Origin of the sequence: Paenibacillus sp. S02, assembly GCF_019454065.1 — a bacterium.
Taxonomy (GTDB): domain Bacteria; phylum Bacillota; class Bacilli; order Paenibacillales; family Paenibacillaceae; genus Paenibacillus; species Paenibacillus polymyxa_B.
In genome coordinates this window covers 3,159,883-3,173,729 of sequence record NZ_CP073682.1, presented here as the reverse complement: position 1 = coordinate 3,173,729, position 13,847 = coordinate 3,159,883, and the positions used below count along the sequence as shown (strand labels likewise).

The window sequence follows — 13,847 nt, the reverse complement described above, 5'->3', positions numbered from 1 at the left end:
AGAGAGGTAATGAAAATGAGGAATGGAACGAGAACAAATAAAGTACGAAGCATTTTGCTTAAAATAATAGGAACAATAATTATAGCAATCGTGCTTTTTCTAGCCGTTGTCTATACAGTTAATATTATCAGCAGCAAATCAGAGCAAGGAAAAATACAATCCTATGGTCAGTTCGTACCTGTAGATGGGAAAAAAATGAATGTTTTGATTCAAGGAAAAGGCGAAGAGACCGTCGTGTTACTACCAGGTTATGGAACAGCAGCACCAGCACTTGATTTTAAACCGCTAGTGGAAGAGCTATCTCCATTTTACAAAGTCGTCGTTATTGAGCCTTTTGGTTATGGATTAAGTGATCTAACCGAAAAGGAACGAAACACAGAGAATATTGTAAGTGAAATTCATGAAGTTTTACAGAGTCTTAAAATTGACCGATATATTCTAATGGGTCATTCCATTGCAGGCATTTACGGACTGGATTATGTGAACAAATATGAAAACGAAGTGAGTGCTTTTGTCGGGATTGATAGCAGTGTTCCAACACAAGGTGGTATGGATGCTGAATTACCAATAAAGACGTTTAAATTTCTCAAAAAATCAGGTTTAGCCAGATTGGTAATGAAACTAACTGGTGACCCATATGTTGGACTACCCTATGATGATGAAACAAAAGAACAAATGAGAATTCTTTCTCTAAAAAACATGTATAATTCCAGCACCTCAAACGAAATGGAAAATATTTATCCTAATTTTAAAGCAGCTAAAAATTTAACATTCCCAAAAAATCTGCCCCTTATTTTCTTTATACAAGCGAATAATACAGATGTGGAAAGATGGATACCACTACATGAAGAGCAAGTCAAAAATTCTGTTCATGGAAAAGTAATGACACTTGAAGGAGAACATTATTTACACCATACCAAATCAAAGGAAATCGTTGAAAACTTCAGGAGCTTTATGAAAGAAATAAAATAAGTGCACTGAAAAAGGCACCTTGATGCCGGGTGACCAGCTGCCTTCGGAAAGACACGATATTGAGCTGAGGCGCATAAGCTTTGGGTATGGTGACCTGCCTGTACTGCTGGATGTGAGCATGTTTATGCCATTCCGTTCTTTCACAGCGCTTGTAGGGCCTTCTGGTAGCGGAAAAAGTACGGCTGTATGCACGATTGTGGAAAAGACAGCATGAAGGAAGAGAGTCATAATCTGTATGAAATCATGATACAAACATTAAGAAACCGCCCCCGGAGGATGCCATATCATATCTCCAGGGGCGGTTTCTTGTGCTGTTATTTAGAATCATCGGCTATGACAGCTTGTACGGGCTGCCTGTCACGAAGCAATGGTAACAACAGCATCGCTCCGACCAAAAACAAGACGGCGCTCACGGTATATACGGTGTTCAGGGAGGATTCGTGTTTGAATGTTCCCCCGATACTCATACCGACGACCATCATCCCGGAGAACAGGGGAGAGAGGGCACCACCGACGCGGCCGATAAAAGCAGCTTCGGCGTTTTTCATCATCATTGTGTTGATACCGATATGAATGCAAGGATAAAATAGGCCGCTGAAAACTTGTAGTGCCATTGTCAGCACAATATTGTGCGACCATCCGACTCCAAAGGTTGTCAGTGTGCTGACCAAAAGTCCGGCCACCAGCAGCAATTGCGGCTGTACTTTTTTGGCAACCCCCATAATCAGGCCTCCTCCCACCAGCATAGCCGCTCCGTTCGCCATTAACGGCCATTGCAGGAATTCCTTGTTTTGTCCAAGGTTCTCGATGGCGACAAAAACCATTAATGGTTGAATAAGTCCGACCGCCAGCCCAATTACGGTAAATGTTCCCCCAAGCGTGCGAAGTGTGCGGTTATTCCATACATAACGTATTCCTTCTTTAAGCTCTTGAATGAAATGAGTTGGTTGATCATCTATCTCAAGCGCTTGTTCATCTTGTGGAATACGAGTCAGAACAAGCGCCGAGATGAGAAACAATATTCCGGTTATAGACATTGAAGTGAAAATTCCAAAGTGTTGATAAATAAATGTACCGATAACAGGGCCGATAACCATAAATAATGCCATGAGAGATTGAAAAAGGGCCATCACTCCCTGTAGCTGTTCTGGTGCTACATGCTGCTTAAATATCTTCATCGCAGACGGCTGAGAAAATTGAGATAGAATGGCTGAAAAGAAAGTGGACAGCAAAAGCACCTGCCATGACCCGTACCATAATGCCAACAAAACAATAAAAATAGAGGCCGCGGATAGCAAATCGCAACTAATCATGGTCCGTTTGGGCCGCCAACGGTCCGCGAATGTTCCTCCAATGATAGCGAACAGAAAAATAGGCATGAATTCAGCAACCGAAATGAGCGATACGTATACGGGATCATTATTAGTCAAATCTGTTACATACAACAGTATGGCAAAGTTGCGCACCCAAATGCCCAAATTTAGCAGCGCATTGGAGGCGATAATGGTCCTTATATATGGATTTTTAAACAACAACAAACTCTCCTTTCCTGTTTTCAGGGCGCAATTCCCTTGAAATATCATTTTATATAAACAAAACATATTTTTGTCTATATAATAATAGATAATATAATAAATTAACTACTGATTAGTCAAATATTTTTTGAAATCATGAAGAAAGTAGAGCATGGAAAATAAAGAGGTCAATGATCCTTAAAGGCGTGAATTAGATTAGTGGTAAGAGTACTCACTTTAAACTTGTGAATTGGGAATGATATCTAAACGAAAAAAAATGATAAACATAATGAATATTATGTTAACCAAACTATTTATCTAATAATAGGGATCTGAATCCGATGTACCTTTTAAAATCATAGTGATATAATTACGCGTACATGCCTGAAAAGGAGCGAATGGAACGTAAATGAACTTTCAAGTGGATTTTTTATCTTTTTTTGTAATTCAGGTAGATGGAAAAGAAGGACAGGGTGGTAAGTCCTATAAGCATTACGCTACAATGGACGACTACGATTATGACGAAAGCGATGTTAAAAAATTTCTGGACGGGGAATTTGCTCGTATTAGCAAGCGGAAGGTTGAAAAAAACCCCAGCACAGAGCAAGCACCGACCAAAATCGGCCGCTTTATCGTCGAACCGGAGCATGAATTGAGCAGTAATCCGAATTTCAATATGTTCGCCCGACTGCGGGCAGCAGAGGATAAGGAAGATTTTAAAAATGCTTGTGACGATCTGGTGCGGATGTATCTGGATACGAGCGCAGTACGCGGCGGAGCGCTGATCATTGTACAGGCTACCTTGAATACACACTCGGATGATCCGTTTATTTTTGTGCTTAAATGTGATTTCGAACCTAAAATTGCCAGAATTACTGAAAGCAGTCTGGTAAGTGAGGTCGAAATGGCTATTTCTGCCCGTAATATGAAATCCATCATGTATCCTTACATGCTTGAGGAGGGGATGAACGATGAGTGGGAGCTTAAAATTCACCAGTCTTCGCATGCCCGGTATTTTGAAGATTTTTTGAAATTCGTGACCTATGAGCAATCCATGCCGGAAATCGTCAATGAGCATGTCATGGGCTTCGTTCAGAACTATGTAGAAACCAAATGGCCGGATGCATCTAATGAGGAAAGACAGCAGGAAGAGCGCGATCTGGAATTGTGGGCGGCTAGCGAAAAACGGGATCTGCAAGGGAAATGGGAACCCCTTCAGGTCGTAGAGGCTGCACAGCATATTGTCGAGCTGAAACCAGAAATTGAAGTTCGTTTCAAACTAGATGATACGGCCGTGCGGGGGCTACTGTCCGACTTTGGCGCCAAACTGCATATCACGAAACTTCATGATAGATATGCACTTATTATTGAAGGTGATGCATTTACGTTTGAAAAGGGATTTTCACCGATTGAGTTGCTCCAACCTGAATCGTTTGAAACGGTGGCTGAGCGGCTAAAAGAGAAACGCCAGCATGAAATTGAGGATGTGGATGGCGATACGCCACCTTGGTAATTCGATTGCATAGCTGGACGACAAACTGAACTTTTACATTATAATGACTAAAAAACTGGCCTCTCGACGGATATTACCGCTGTGGAGGCCAGTTTTGTTTAGTTTTTATGTTCGCGATCTACATATGAACTTTGCTAATTTGATCTTTCAGCTTGTCCGCAGATTGAAGCAACCTTGCACGTTCCTCGTCATTGAGCGGAAGATCCAAAATTTCACGTACCCCATTGTGATCTACGATACTTGGAACACCTAAATATACATCAGATACTCCGTTATAATCTTCCAGCAAGGTGGACACATTAAGTACCGACCCCTCGTCCCCGAGAATGGCGGCTACGATTCGGTCGAGAGCCAGCCCGATAGCATAAGAAGTTGCGCCTTTAGCATCTATAATTTCATAGGCAGCATTCTTGGTATTTTCAAAAATTTCATTTTTCGTTTCTTCACCCAGTTCCAGTGGAGTTCCAGCTACGTTGGCTGTGCTCCATACAGGTAACTCGGAGTCACCGTGTTCTCCAATAATATGGGCGTGGATGCTTCGTGGATCGATGCCCTTTTGCTTCCCGATCAAATAGCGGAAGCGTGCGCTGTCCAGCAACGTACCTGATCCAATGACTCTGCTTGAAGGCCAACCACTGCGTTTCCAAGAGATGTAGGAGAGGATGTCCACTGGATTGGTAGCGATCAGCAAAATGCCGTGTGTATTGACCTTAACGATATTATCAATAATACTTTCAAAAATTTCGGCATTACGCTTCAGCAAATCAATGCGCGTTTCTCCCGGCTTTTGTGAAGCCCCTGCTGTAACAATAATGATATCTGCATCACGGCAGTCTTCATAATCACCTGCCCACACTTTGACACCGCCGAGAAAGGGAAGCCCATGATTCATATCGAGCATTTCCCCCTTCGCCTTTTTGACGTTGACATCAATAAAGACAAGTTCTGACATGCGTTGGCGCAGCAGTAGGGTATAGCCGGTTGTTGTGCCAACCGCTCCCATGCCGACAATGGCCACTCTACTTCGTTTGTAAGGTTTTAAGCTCATAAAATCCTCATCTCCTTCTCGGGTTGAATACCTTTTCATTTTGGGGTATTTCTTAAAAATTTATCTTTCTAACTTAGTGTACCGTATATATTTACCCACCGCAAAGAAATATGACATTTTTCCTTGACTTCAAAGGCGAGCTCGCTAATAATTAATCGAATGATAGGGACACGCACTAAAGCGTTGCAGCACCGATATTGACGCATGAAATTATGGAAAGAGGATTAGGATATGGACTTATTTCGAAAAAAAACAGGACTGCTCCCGCACGAGGAAAGCGGATCTACAGGTCACTTAAAGAGAACAATGGGTGCCTTTGATCTCACCATGTTAGGTGTAGGATGTATTATCGGTACCGGGATTTTTGTTATTACTGGCAAGGCAGCAGCAGAAAATGCAGGTCCTGGATTGATGCTCTCCTTTGTTATTGCAGGTATTGCCTGCGTACTAGCAGCCTTGTGCTATGCGGAGCTTTCATCTACAGTTCCCGCAGCTGGGAGCGCTTATGCGTATAGTTATATTGTATTTGGAGAAATTTTGGCCTGGGTACTGGGTTGGGACCTGATTCTGGAATATGGAGTGGCGGCCGCCTCTGTGAGTAGTGGATGGTCTGCTTACTTTCAAGGCTTGCTGGCTGGATTTGATGTACATTTACCGCTGGCTTTAACCGCAGCCTTCGATTCAACCAAGGGAACCATTATTGATCTACCAGCCGTGTGTATCATTATGCTCATCACACTGTTACTGAGTCTCGGAGCCAAGGAGACGGTCCGATTCAATTTAATAATGGTTTGTGTTAAAGTCGGAGTTGTATTGCTATTTATTGGGATCGGTATCTTTTATGTTAAGCCTGACAACTGGACACCATTTTTGCCTTATGGTTTTTCTGGTGTTTTGAGTGCTGCGGCAATCGTATTTTTTGCTTATCTGGGTTTTGATGCCATCTCAACTGCAGCCGAAGAGGTTCGCAATCCGCAGCGGAATATGCCCATCGGCATTATTTCTTCTTTAGCGATCTGCACGGTACTGTATATTGCGGTTTCAGTTGTACTAACAGGAATGGTACCTTATACGCAGTTGGGGGTAAGTGATCCTGTTGCGTTTGCTCTCCGCTTTATTCATCAGGATTTCGTGGCCGGATTGATTTCAGTCGGTGCGATTGCGGGGATGACGACCGTTTTACTGGTGCTCTTATATGGTCAAACGCGGTTAATTTTCTCTATGTCACGTGATGGCCTTTTACCCGTTTTTTTATCTAAAATAAATGCCAAAACTCAAACGCCGATTCGAAGTACTTGGCTAGTGGGCAGCATTATCGCATTGGCTAGTGGATTGTTCCCGTTACATGCACTGACCAATCTGACGAGTATTGGAACTTTATTCGCTTTTGCTGTGGTATCGGTTGGGGTCATCGTTTTACGTAAGAAACGTCCGGATTTGAAAAGAGGGTTTACCGTGCCTTGGGTTCCGGTGCTCCCGCTTTTGAGTGCTTTGGTTTGCATCGGTCTGATGCTTCAGCTTCATATTAGCACCTGGATTGGATTCATTGTGTGGCTCCTGCTTGGATTGCTGATCTATTTCTTCTATGGATACCACAAAAGTTTGTTGAACCGTAAATCTTAATAAATTCTAGTATAAAAAAGCCGGCATCCTGCACTTTTGTGAAGGGTCTGGTTTTTTTTGTCATTACGCGAAAAGTGTCACATAGAGGCGTTTATGGTATAATTCTGTTTCAGATAAGCTTTTGGCACGTGATTACAGCATGCCATCGAGGGAGGATTTTTATATGAAACTGCGCTGGCGTGCGCTCTTGGGGGGAGTACTGCTGCTGACGGGCATTCTACTGACTGCCTGTTCTGCTGAAGCCCCAGAAACGTTAACTAAACCTCCGATTGAGGAACCTGATGACCAGGGTCAGACGATTACTATTAATCCACCAGTGACTCCAAAGGTGGGCGATCCCAACGCCAAATATGTAGTTCAGACGCGAATAGCGGATTTTCATTTAATTGATAACAATAAAGGGTTAGTTTGGGGAGTTACCCATAATGAGCTCCGGCTTTATGATACTCATGATGGCGGAAAGACATGGAATAATATTTCCCCCTCCGAAAACGTCCAATTTCAAGACAAGCTTGAATATGGAAAGGACATCAGTTTCACTGATTCTCGTCACGGTTGGGTTGTCCGTCAAAATTTGGATAAAACAGCAACCGTCATTCTGAGAACAGCAGATGGAGGACAGAGCTGGGATGTTTCAGCGCTTCCTAGCGGGGATCATGTGAGTTCGATTCAATATGTAAATCCAACTACTGGCTGGATCATGGCATATGTAAAACTGAATGAGCAGGATCAACAAAAACTGTTGTATCACACCACTGACGGGGGAGCCACGTGGAATAAAGTTGCGCAAAGTTCTGGTATGACATCCAACAAAACAGGCTCAGGTTTACCCGATCGGGGCAGTCTGGCGGGAATGAGCTTTTCTTCCAACAATCAGGGTTTTGTAGCGATCAATCTGGATAGCAGTGTTAAGCTATACAAGACTTCGAATCAAGGGAAAACCTGGACTCCGGTAGCTAACAGAATACAGGGTTGCCCTCGGGCCAAAGCAGAAGCCCAGCAGTCTCTAAAAGGGAGCAGTGCCTCGTACTGGATTCCGGTTCTTTGCTATGGGGATAACGTCATAAAATATAACGGACTGTTTACAAACGATACAGGGACCCAATGGAACGGCGTGCCTTTGGGTCTGAGTAGCAACATTAATTCTATTATCCCTGGCCGTACGTTTCTAAACGAAAAGGAAGGGTGGATCATAACCGAAACTGGATTGAGTCGTACATTGGATGGGGGGAAGACGTGGACAAGTCTCACAGGCAACAAAGTACTACCTTTGAAGCTAAAAGACTACCCACGATCGGTCAAGCTCCGTTTCGCTTCTTCTTCGGTGGGTTGGCTTCTTTTGGAACGCCTTGATGACAAGAAGTCACTGCTGCTGAAAACGAAGGACGGCGGTGCGAACTGGAGAATTTTATAATCGCTATAAAGCTGATTGCCCTGGATTGTTTTTCCCAGGGCGTTTTATTTTTAAAAAATTTAAATTTTATACGACTATATGTGAAAAAAATCACAAACCAACGAATAAGCCGCTGTTATACTAAACCTGTAAACAACGATAGGAGTGATAATCATGAGAGCGAATCAGGATCATATGTTAACCCAATACTACCTTCAATTTTGTTATACTTGCCAGGATGCCTATGGTTGCACGACTGAAGAGGACTGCAAGCAGTGTGCAGAGCGTTACGCTGAAGACGAAGATCATGAAGTTCTGGATGAAACACAACGTTATCTCCAGCTTGTACATGTGTAAATCGATGCATCATTCTGATATCGCCATATCTTGAGCCTCCCGGATTATTCCGTGGGGGCTCTTGGCGTTCTTGAGAGTTGCTATCAAATTTGGGCAGGAACATACATATACTGTTATAGAAAGCTTAGGTCATGTCAGGATGCCCGGTGGTTTCCCTGTGGAATGCCTGGCGGAGAGGAGTGCGGTGCATGGGTTTTGAGTCATTATGGATGTTCGATTGGCTGGGCACGGTACTGCCCGTATTTTTCGTTGTCGTGTTGGGTATTGTCGTGTTGTCTGCAGGCAGGGAAGTCATGGAATGGAGTCGGAATAAAAGGCAGCCTGTATTGACGGTCGGTTCCCGAATTACAGCCAGAAGGACACATCTCCAACAGAGGCGGCAGGAGGAACAAGGGACTCGTACCTATACTTTCTATTACGTAACCTTTGAGGTGGAAAGTGGCGACCGGATGGAGTTTAAGGTATCTGGGGAAGAATATGGTCAATGCGCTGAAGGTGATGAGGGACGGCTTACTTTTCAGGGTACAAGGTATATCGGGTTTCAGCGTCTTAATCGCTATAGCTTGGAACAGGTTAAAATGTAGAATTCAGTCTAATTATTTTTGGATTCATTTACAGCCTTCTGCGAGAAACCAGGGTAGGGGCTGTAGATGTTTCTTGTACAGCACATTTTGGTACATATATACTAGAACAGAGTAGTTCAGAGGAGGAATGATTTGTGTCATTTGAGGGACAAGTTGTTATTGTAACAGGAGCGGCGCATGGCATCGGGAAAGAGGTCGCTTTTGCCTACGCTGCTCAGGGTGCCCATGTTGTATTTGCGGATCACAATGAGGAAGAGGGTGCCGCAGCCGCTGCAGCAGCCCGGAACGAGGGCTATCAGGCTATTTTTATTCCTTGTGATGTGCGGAAGGAAGAAGATATTGTAGCGCTAATCCGTGCCACGGAAGAAGAATACGGTACGATTCATACGCTAATTAACAACGCTGGCGTGTCCAAATGGAAATCTCCATATGAGTTAACGATAGCAGAATGGGATGACATTCTGAATACAAACGTGCGCAGCTGTTTTATTGCCACTAGGGAAGCGGCTAAGGTAATGAAACGAAACGCAGAAGGTGGCTCTGTGGTCAATATGACCTCTACACGAGCTTTCATGTCAGAGCCGGATACAGAAGCCTACGCGGCATCCAAAGGAGCCATTGCGGCCCTTACACACGCGATGGCTATATCGTTAGGAAAGGACGGGATTCAGGTCAATTGCATCAGTCCAGGGTGGATTGAAACCGGAGATTTTGAGCAACTGCGTACAGAAGACCATCAACAGCATCCGTCTGGGCGAGTAGGAACCCCTAAAGACATCGCACGGGCCTGCCTGTATTTGACACAACCCGGCAATGATTTTGTAACAGGCACGAATCTGGTAGTAGATGGTGGCATGACACGTAAAATGATTTACGAGCCATAATCAAAGCCTGAATGAGTAGTCCCAATCTTGGGGCTATTTTTTTGTTTTCTGGACTGTCACCCATTGGGCATTTGTACCATACGATAGGGTATGTGATGGAGAAGCGAGGAGGGGACGCGGTGGCTGTAATCAAGACCAACTCAGAGGATGTAAGGACCCTCGCCCGGCTCATGCGGGCTGAGGCCGAAGGCGAAGGAGAGCAGGGAATGCTCATGGTCGGTAATGTTGGGGTGAACCGGATTTTATCCAATTGCCTGGATTTCCAGGGCATACGTATGATGAATGACATGGTGTTTCAAAGCCCCGGCGGGTTTGAGGCTACTCAGAAGGGGTATTTTTATCAGAAAGCCCGTGATCGGGACATTCGACTTGCCCAGCGTGTAATCAATGGAGAGAAAATACGTCCGGCATCCAATGCATTATGGTTTTTTAGACCTGCCGGAGACTGCCCAGATACCTGGTATAGCCAGGTCAATACCGGACGTTTTAAAGCCCACTGCTTTTTTAGCCCGACTGTACAGGATTGTCCTAATGTATATTAGACAATTTACAGAATGGCTTGAAGAATAAAATTAAAACCATTTTAGGAGGAATTTACATGATTTCACAGCAAGCTTACCGTCCCGTATCTTATGCTTCCGGCAATGGATATCCCGAATGGCCAAGAGGGATGACTCCAATCGGAACCATGCAGCCTATGACTGGCTTTCCACCTCAAGTAAGTAGTGGCAGCCCTATGACACCAACGGGTACCGTAGTGCAGGTTCAGACTCCGCAATACGAGCAATCATACATCGAAAATATTTTACGCTTGAACTTAGGAAAAACGGGAACCTTTTATATGACCTATGAAAATAACCGGGAATGGAATGCGAAAATATTCAAAGGCATTCTGGAAGCAGCAGGTCGGGACCACATTATTATTAGTGATCCGGCGACGGGCAAACGGACCATTCTACTGATGTTAAACCTGGACTATGCAACATTTGATGAGCCATTGTTGTACCAATATCCTGGCGTCATCGGGAACCCGGGTGCATCCCCGGTTCGCTGATGCCTTCATATATATGAGTCTACATCCTCTGCCAGACGGCAGGGGATGTATTTTGTTTATAATCTTTCTCAAATATAGTAGCTTTCTTGGTGGTAAGCGGCGAAAACGAGAGCTTTACGACCTAAATGATAGGGGAGCTGTTTTTTCTGACATTGCTTGTGGTTTGACTGTATAGAGTATAGTTATATAATTAAATATAAGCTGATGAATGATCTAATCATTTATGCGGAATATGGCTTTGGAAGCCGGAAGGAGTGAATGTGTTGGGAAGTTGACGCTGCTTATGATGTGTTATCGTTCTGTCTATGATGAAACTATCCGAAGGAGGTGCGCCTGTCTGCCGTAATGACGGCTGATGGGGAGCATATTGAGTGACCCTTTACCGAGTATGTTTAACTTATTTATTGTTTTTGCATTAGTACTATTGAATGGTTTTTTTGTATCTGCGGAATTTGCCATGGTGAAGGTCAGAGGCAGCCGTATTGAAACATTGGTGGAAGCGGGCAATAAAAAGGCCGTGTACGCCGCCAATATGTTACACAACTTGGACGCTTATTTGTCTGCATGCCAGTTGGGTATTACACTAGCATCGTTGGGACTAGGATGGATCGGAGAGCCGGCCATCGCACATTTGATCGAACCTGTATTTACAGCCGCCGGATTAGGAGCGGTATATGTGCACGGTACTGCCGTGGTTATTGCATTTATTGTCATTACGATTCTGCATATTGTGTTGGGTGAATTGGCGCCCAAAACGATAGCTATTCGTAAATCTGAGACCATTACGCTGTATTCAGCCATGCTGATGACTTGGTTTTACAAGTTGATGTATCCATTCATATGGGCGTTGAATGGAATGGCGAACAGCCTGCTGCGTTTATTCCGTCTGGAGCCGGTATCCGAGAATGACGATTCCGCGCATACCGGAGATGAAATACGCATTCTGATGAAAGAAAGCAATAAGAGCGGACTAATTGATAATACGGAATTGGCGCTTGTTGATAATATATTTGATTTTACCGACACGACCGCCAGGGAAATCATGATTCCGCGAACTGAGATGATCTGCTTATACAGTAATGAGTCCACAGAAGAAAATCTCGCGATTGCGACGGAAAGCATGAGAACCCGTTATCCAATCTGCGCTGAAGATAAGGACCATATTATCGGCTTTATCCATATTAAGGACCTTCTACGGGCGAACACACTGGATACCCGTACGATGATTCGACCGATTCTTGCTGTCCCTGAATCTACGCAAATTAGTGATCTGCTCAAACGCATGCAGCGTAGCAAGACGCAAATCGCAATTTTGATTGATGAATATGGCGGTACATCGGGTATGGTAACACTAGAAGATATTATGGAAGAAATCGTTGGTGAAATTCAGGATGAGTTCGATCAGGAACGTCCGAGTTGTGAGCAGATTAATGACGAGGAATTTTCCATTGACGGCATGTTATTAATTGATGAAGTGAACGATCGCTTTGGACTGGATCTTGATCATGAGGATTATGATACGGTAGGGGGCTGGCTATACTCACATGTCGAGGTTATTCCCCCACAACCTGGCCAGTCTGTAGTGTTTGAGGGATGTATGTTCACGGTAGAAGAAGTTGAAAACAAGCGGATTTCACGTATTCGGCTGATAAAACAGCCTATCATCGTGGAAGAAGCAGGAGTCTCATAACGGAATAAATCTAGAGAGCGGCCTTGAACGATGTGGGGTCGCTTTTTAATTTGTCTTCTTTACAGAATGGACATGAATTGATATGATGTTCGTGTAATTGTCAACCTAATTATATCGTTTTAGGTTGACAATAAAAAAGAACTTCCTCTACGCTGAAAATCTTATCCATTTACATGATCATTAAATTTTGGGAGGCAAGAAGTATGAATTTACTAAACAAGGTTATAGAATGGGACTCGTTGGCTGAAAAAGCAATACACGGCAGCCGTGTATCGCTGGAAGAAGGCATAGCGGTACTGGTAGCCGACGATGAGGAATTATTACCGATTATGCAAGCTGCATTTCGGGTGCGGCATCATTTCTATGAAAAAAAAGTAAAGCTCAACATGATCATCAATGCCAAAAGTGGCCTATGCCCGGAGGATTGCGGTTATTGCTCACAATCTATCGTATCCACGGCGCCTGTGAGCAAGTACAGTATGTTGGACAAGGAATCACTGTTGGCTGGAGCTAGGGAAGCCGTAGCGCGGAGAGCAGGGACCTATTGCATCGTAGCTTCCGGCAAAGGTCCAACAGATCGAGAACTGGATCAGGTGATTGAGGCAGTGCAAGAAATTAATCGCACGATGCCGCTCAAAATTTGCGCCTGCTTAGGGATTCTCAAGGGAGATCAGGCACGGCGGTTGGCAGAGGCTGGGGTACATCGATACAATCATAATTTAAATACAAGTAAGGCCAACTATCCCTCGATTACAACCACACATACATACGATCAACGCGTCGAAACTGTGAAAATGGCTCAATCTCACGGAATGTCTCCATGCTCTGGCGTTATTATCGGGATGGGGGAAACGAATGAGGAAATCGTTCAAATGGCTTATGCCTTACGGGAGTTAGATGCTGACTCTATTCCGGTTAACTTCTTGAATCCAGTCCCGGGAACCCCGTTGGAGGGAGCAAAGCGAATATCACCTATCCAAGCTTTGAAGGTGCTGGCACTGTTCCGCTTCATCTGTCCATCCAAAGAAATACGCGTTGCAGGTGGACGAGAGTTGAATTTACGCTCGTTACAACCGCTATGCCTGTATGCAGCGAATTCAATTTTTGTAGGAGATTATTTAACGACAGAAGGCCAAGAGGTCACATTTGATCATCAAATGATTGAAGATCTTGGTTTCGAAATTGAGATGTGTGCCCTTTCAGCCGTATAATAGA

The 13,847-nt window shown here is 44.1% G+C and carries 13 protein-coding genes and 1 pseudogene; 12 read left to right on the top strand and 2 right to left on the bottom strand.

The features are described from left to right. The first annotated feature begins 9 nt into the window (after positions 1-9). Positions 10-972 carry an alpha/beta fold hydrolase gene (locus KAI36_RS13925; RefSeq protein ID WP_375162974.1) on the top strand — a complete coding sequence of 321 codons (963 nt, stop codon included), beginning with the start codon at positions 10-12 and terminating at the stop codon, positions 970-972. Between the two features lie 19 nt (positions 973-991). Next, positions 992-1,159: pseudogene (locus tag KAI36_RS13920) on the top strand (ABC transporter ATP-binding protein); the annotation flags it as partial. A 127-nt stretch (positions 1,160-1,286) separates the two neighbouring features. On the opposite strand, the gene KAI36_RS13915 reads toward KAI36_RS13920, so the two are convergent. Next, positions 1,287-2,504, bottom strand: a complete 1,218-nt coding sequence (locus KAI36_RS13915; protein WP_220025173.1) for an MFS transporter — start codon at positions 2,502-2,504, stop codon at positions 1,287-1,289. A gap of 391 nt (positions 2,505-2,895) precedes the next feature. On the opposite strand from KAI36_RS13915, the gene KAI36_RS13910 reads away from it, so the two are divergent. Then, positions 2,896-3,999, top strand: a complete 1,104-nt coding sequence (locus KAI36_RS13910) for a DUF3900 domain-containing protein (RefSeq protein ID WP_220025172.1) — start codon at positions 2,896-2,898, stop codon at positions 3,997-3,999. Positions 4,000-4,117: 118 nt separating this feature from the next. On the opposite strand, the gene KAI36_RS13905 is transcribed toward KAI36_RS13910, so the two are convergent. Next, the gene (locus tag KAI36_RS13905; RefSeq protein ID WP_013310450.1) at positions 4,118-5,047 is read right to left on the bottom strand and encodes an L-lactate dehydrogenase; all 930 of its coding nucleotides are present in this window, start codon (positions 5,045-5,047) and stop codon (positions 4,118-4,120) included. Between the two features lie 231 nt (positions 5,048-5,278). Here KAI36_RS13905 and bcaP point away from each other — a divergent pair, with 231 nt between their 5' ends. The 9 genes from bcaP (at position 5,279) to bioB (ending at position 13,843) form a co-directional block, all read left to right on the top strand. After that, on the top strand, positions 5,279-6,670 hold the full coding sequence (gene bcaP, locus KAI36_RS13900; protein ID WP_220025171.1) for a branched-chain amino acid transporter BcaP: 1,392 nt from the start codon (positions 5,279-5,281) through the stop codon (positions 6,668-6,670). 163 nt (positions 6,671-6,833) lie between these two features. Next, the gene (locus tag KAI36_RS13895) at positions 6,834-8,084 is read left to right on the top strand and encodes a WD40/YVTN/BNR-like repeat-containing protein (RefSeq protein WP_220025169.1); all 1,251 of its coding nucleotides are present in this window, start codon (positions 6,834-6,836) and stop codon (positions 8,082-8,084) included. Positions 8,085-8,237: 153 nt separating this feature from the next. After that, complete coding sequence (locus KAI36_RS13890; protein WP_025720704.1) at positions 8,238-8,420, top strand: hypothetical protein; 183 nt, start codon at positions 8,238-8,240, stop codon at positions 8,418-8,420. 188 nt (positions 8,421-8,608) lie between these two features. Continuing rightward, entirely contained in the window at positions 8,609-9,004 is a 396-nt protein-coding gene (locus KAI36_RS13885) for a DUF2500 domain-containing protein (protein WP_013371386.1), read from the top strand. Between the two features lie 134 nt (positions 9,005-9,138). Next, positions 9,139-9,888: an SDR family NAD(P)-dependent oxidoreductase gene (locus tag KAI36_RS13880; RefSeq protein ID WP_220025168.1), complete on the top strand. Its 750-nt coding sequence runs from the start codon at positions 9,139-9,141 to the stop codon at positions 9,886-9,888. 119 nt (positions 9,889-10,007) lie between these two features. Next, entirely contained in the window at positions 10,008-10,430 is a 423-nt protein-coding gene (locus KAI36_RS13875) for a cell wall hydrolase (RefSeq protein ID WP_025720708.1), read from the top strand. Positions 10,431-10,486: 56 nt separating this feature from the next. Beyond that, on the top strand, positions 10,487-10,942 hold the full coding sequence (gene gerQ, locus KAI36_RS13870) for a spore coat protein GerQ (RefSeq protein ID WP_023988884.1): 456 nt from the start codon (positions 10,487-10,489) through the stop codon (positions 10,940-10,942). Between the two features lie 388 nt (positions 10,943-11,330). Further along, positions 11,331-12,632 carry a hemolysin family protein gene (locus KAI36_RS13865; RefSeq protein ID WP_179085934.1) on the top strand — a complete coding sequence of 434 codons (1,302 nt, stop codon included), beginning with the start codon at positions 11,331-11,333 and terminating at the stop codon, positions 12,630-12,632. Between the two features lie 203 nt (positions 12,633-12,835). Continuing rightward, positions 12,836-13,843 carry a biotin synthase BioB gene (bioB, locus tag KAI36_RS13860; RefSeq protein ID WP_220025167.1) on the top strand — a complete coding sequence of 336 codons (1,008 nt, stop codon included), beginning with the start codon at positions 12,836-12,838 and terminating at the stop codon, positions 13,841-13,843. Positions 13,844-13,847 lie beyond the last annotated feature (4 nt).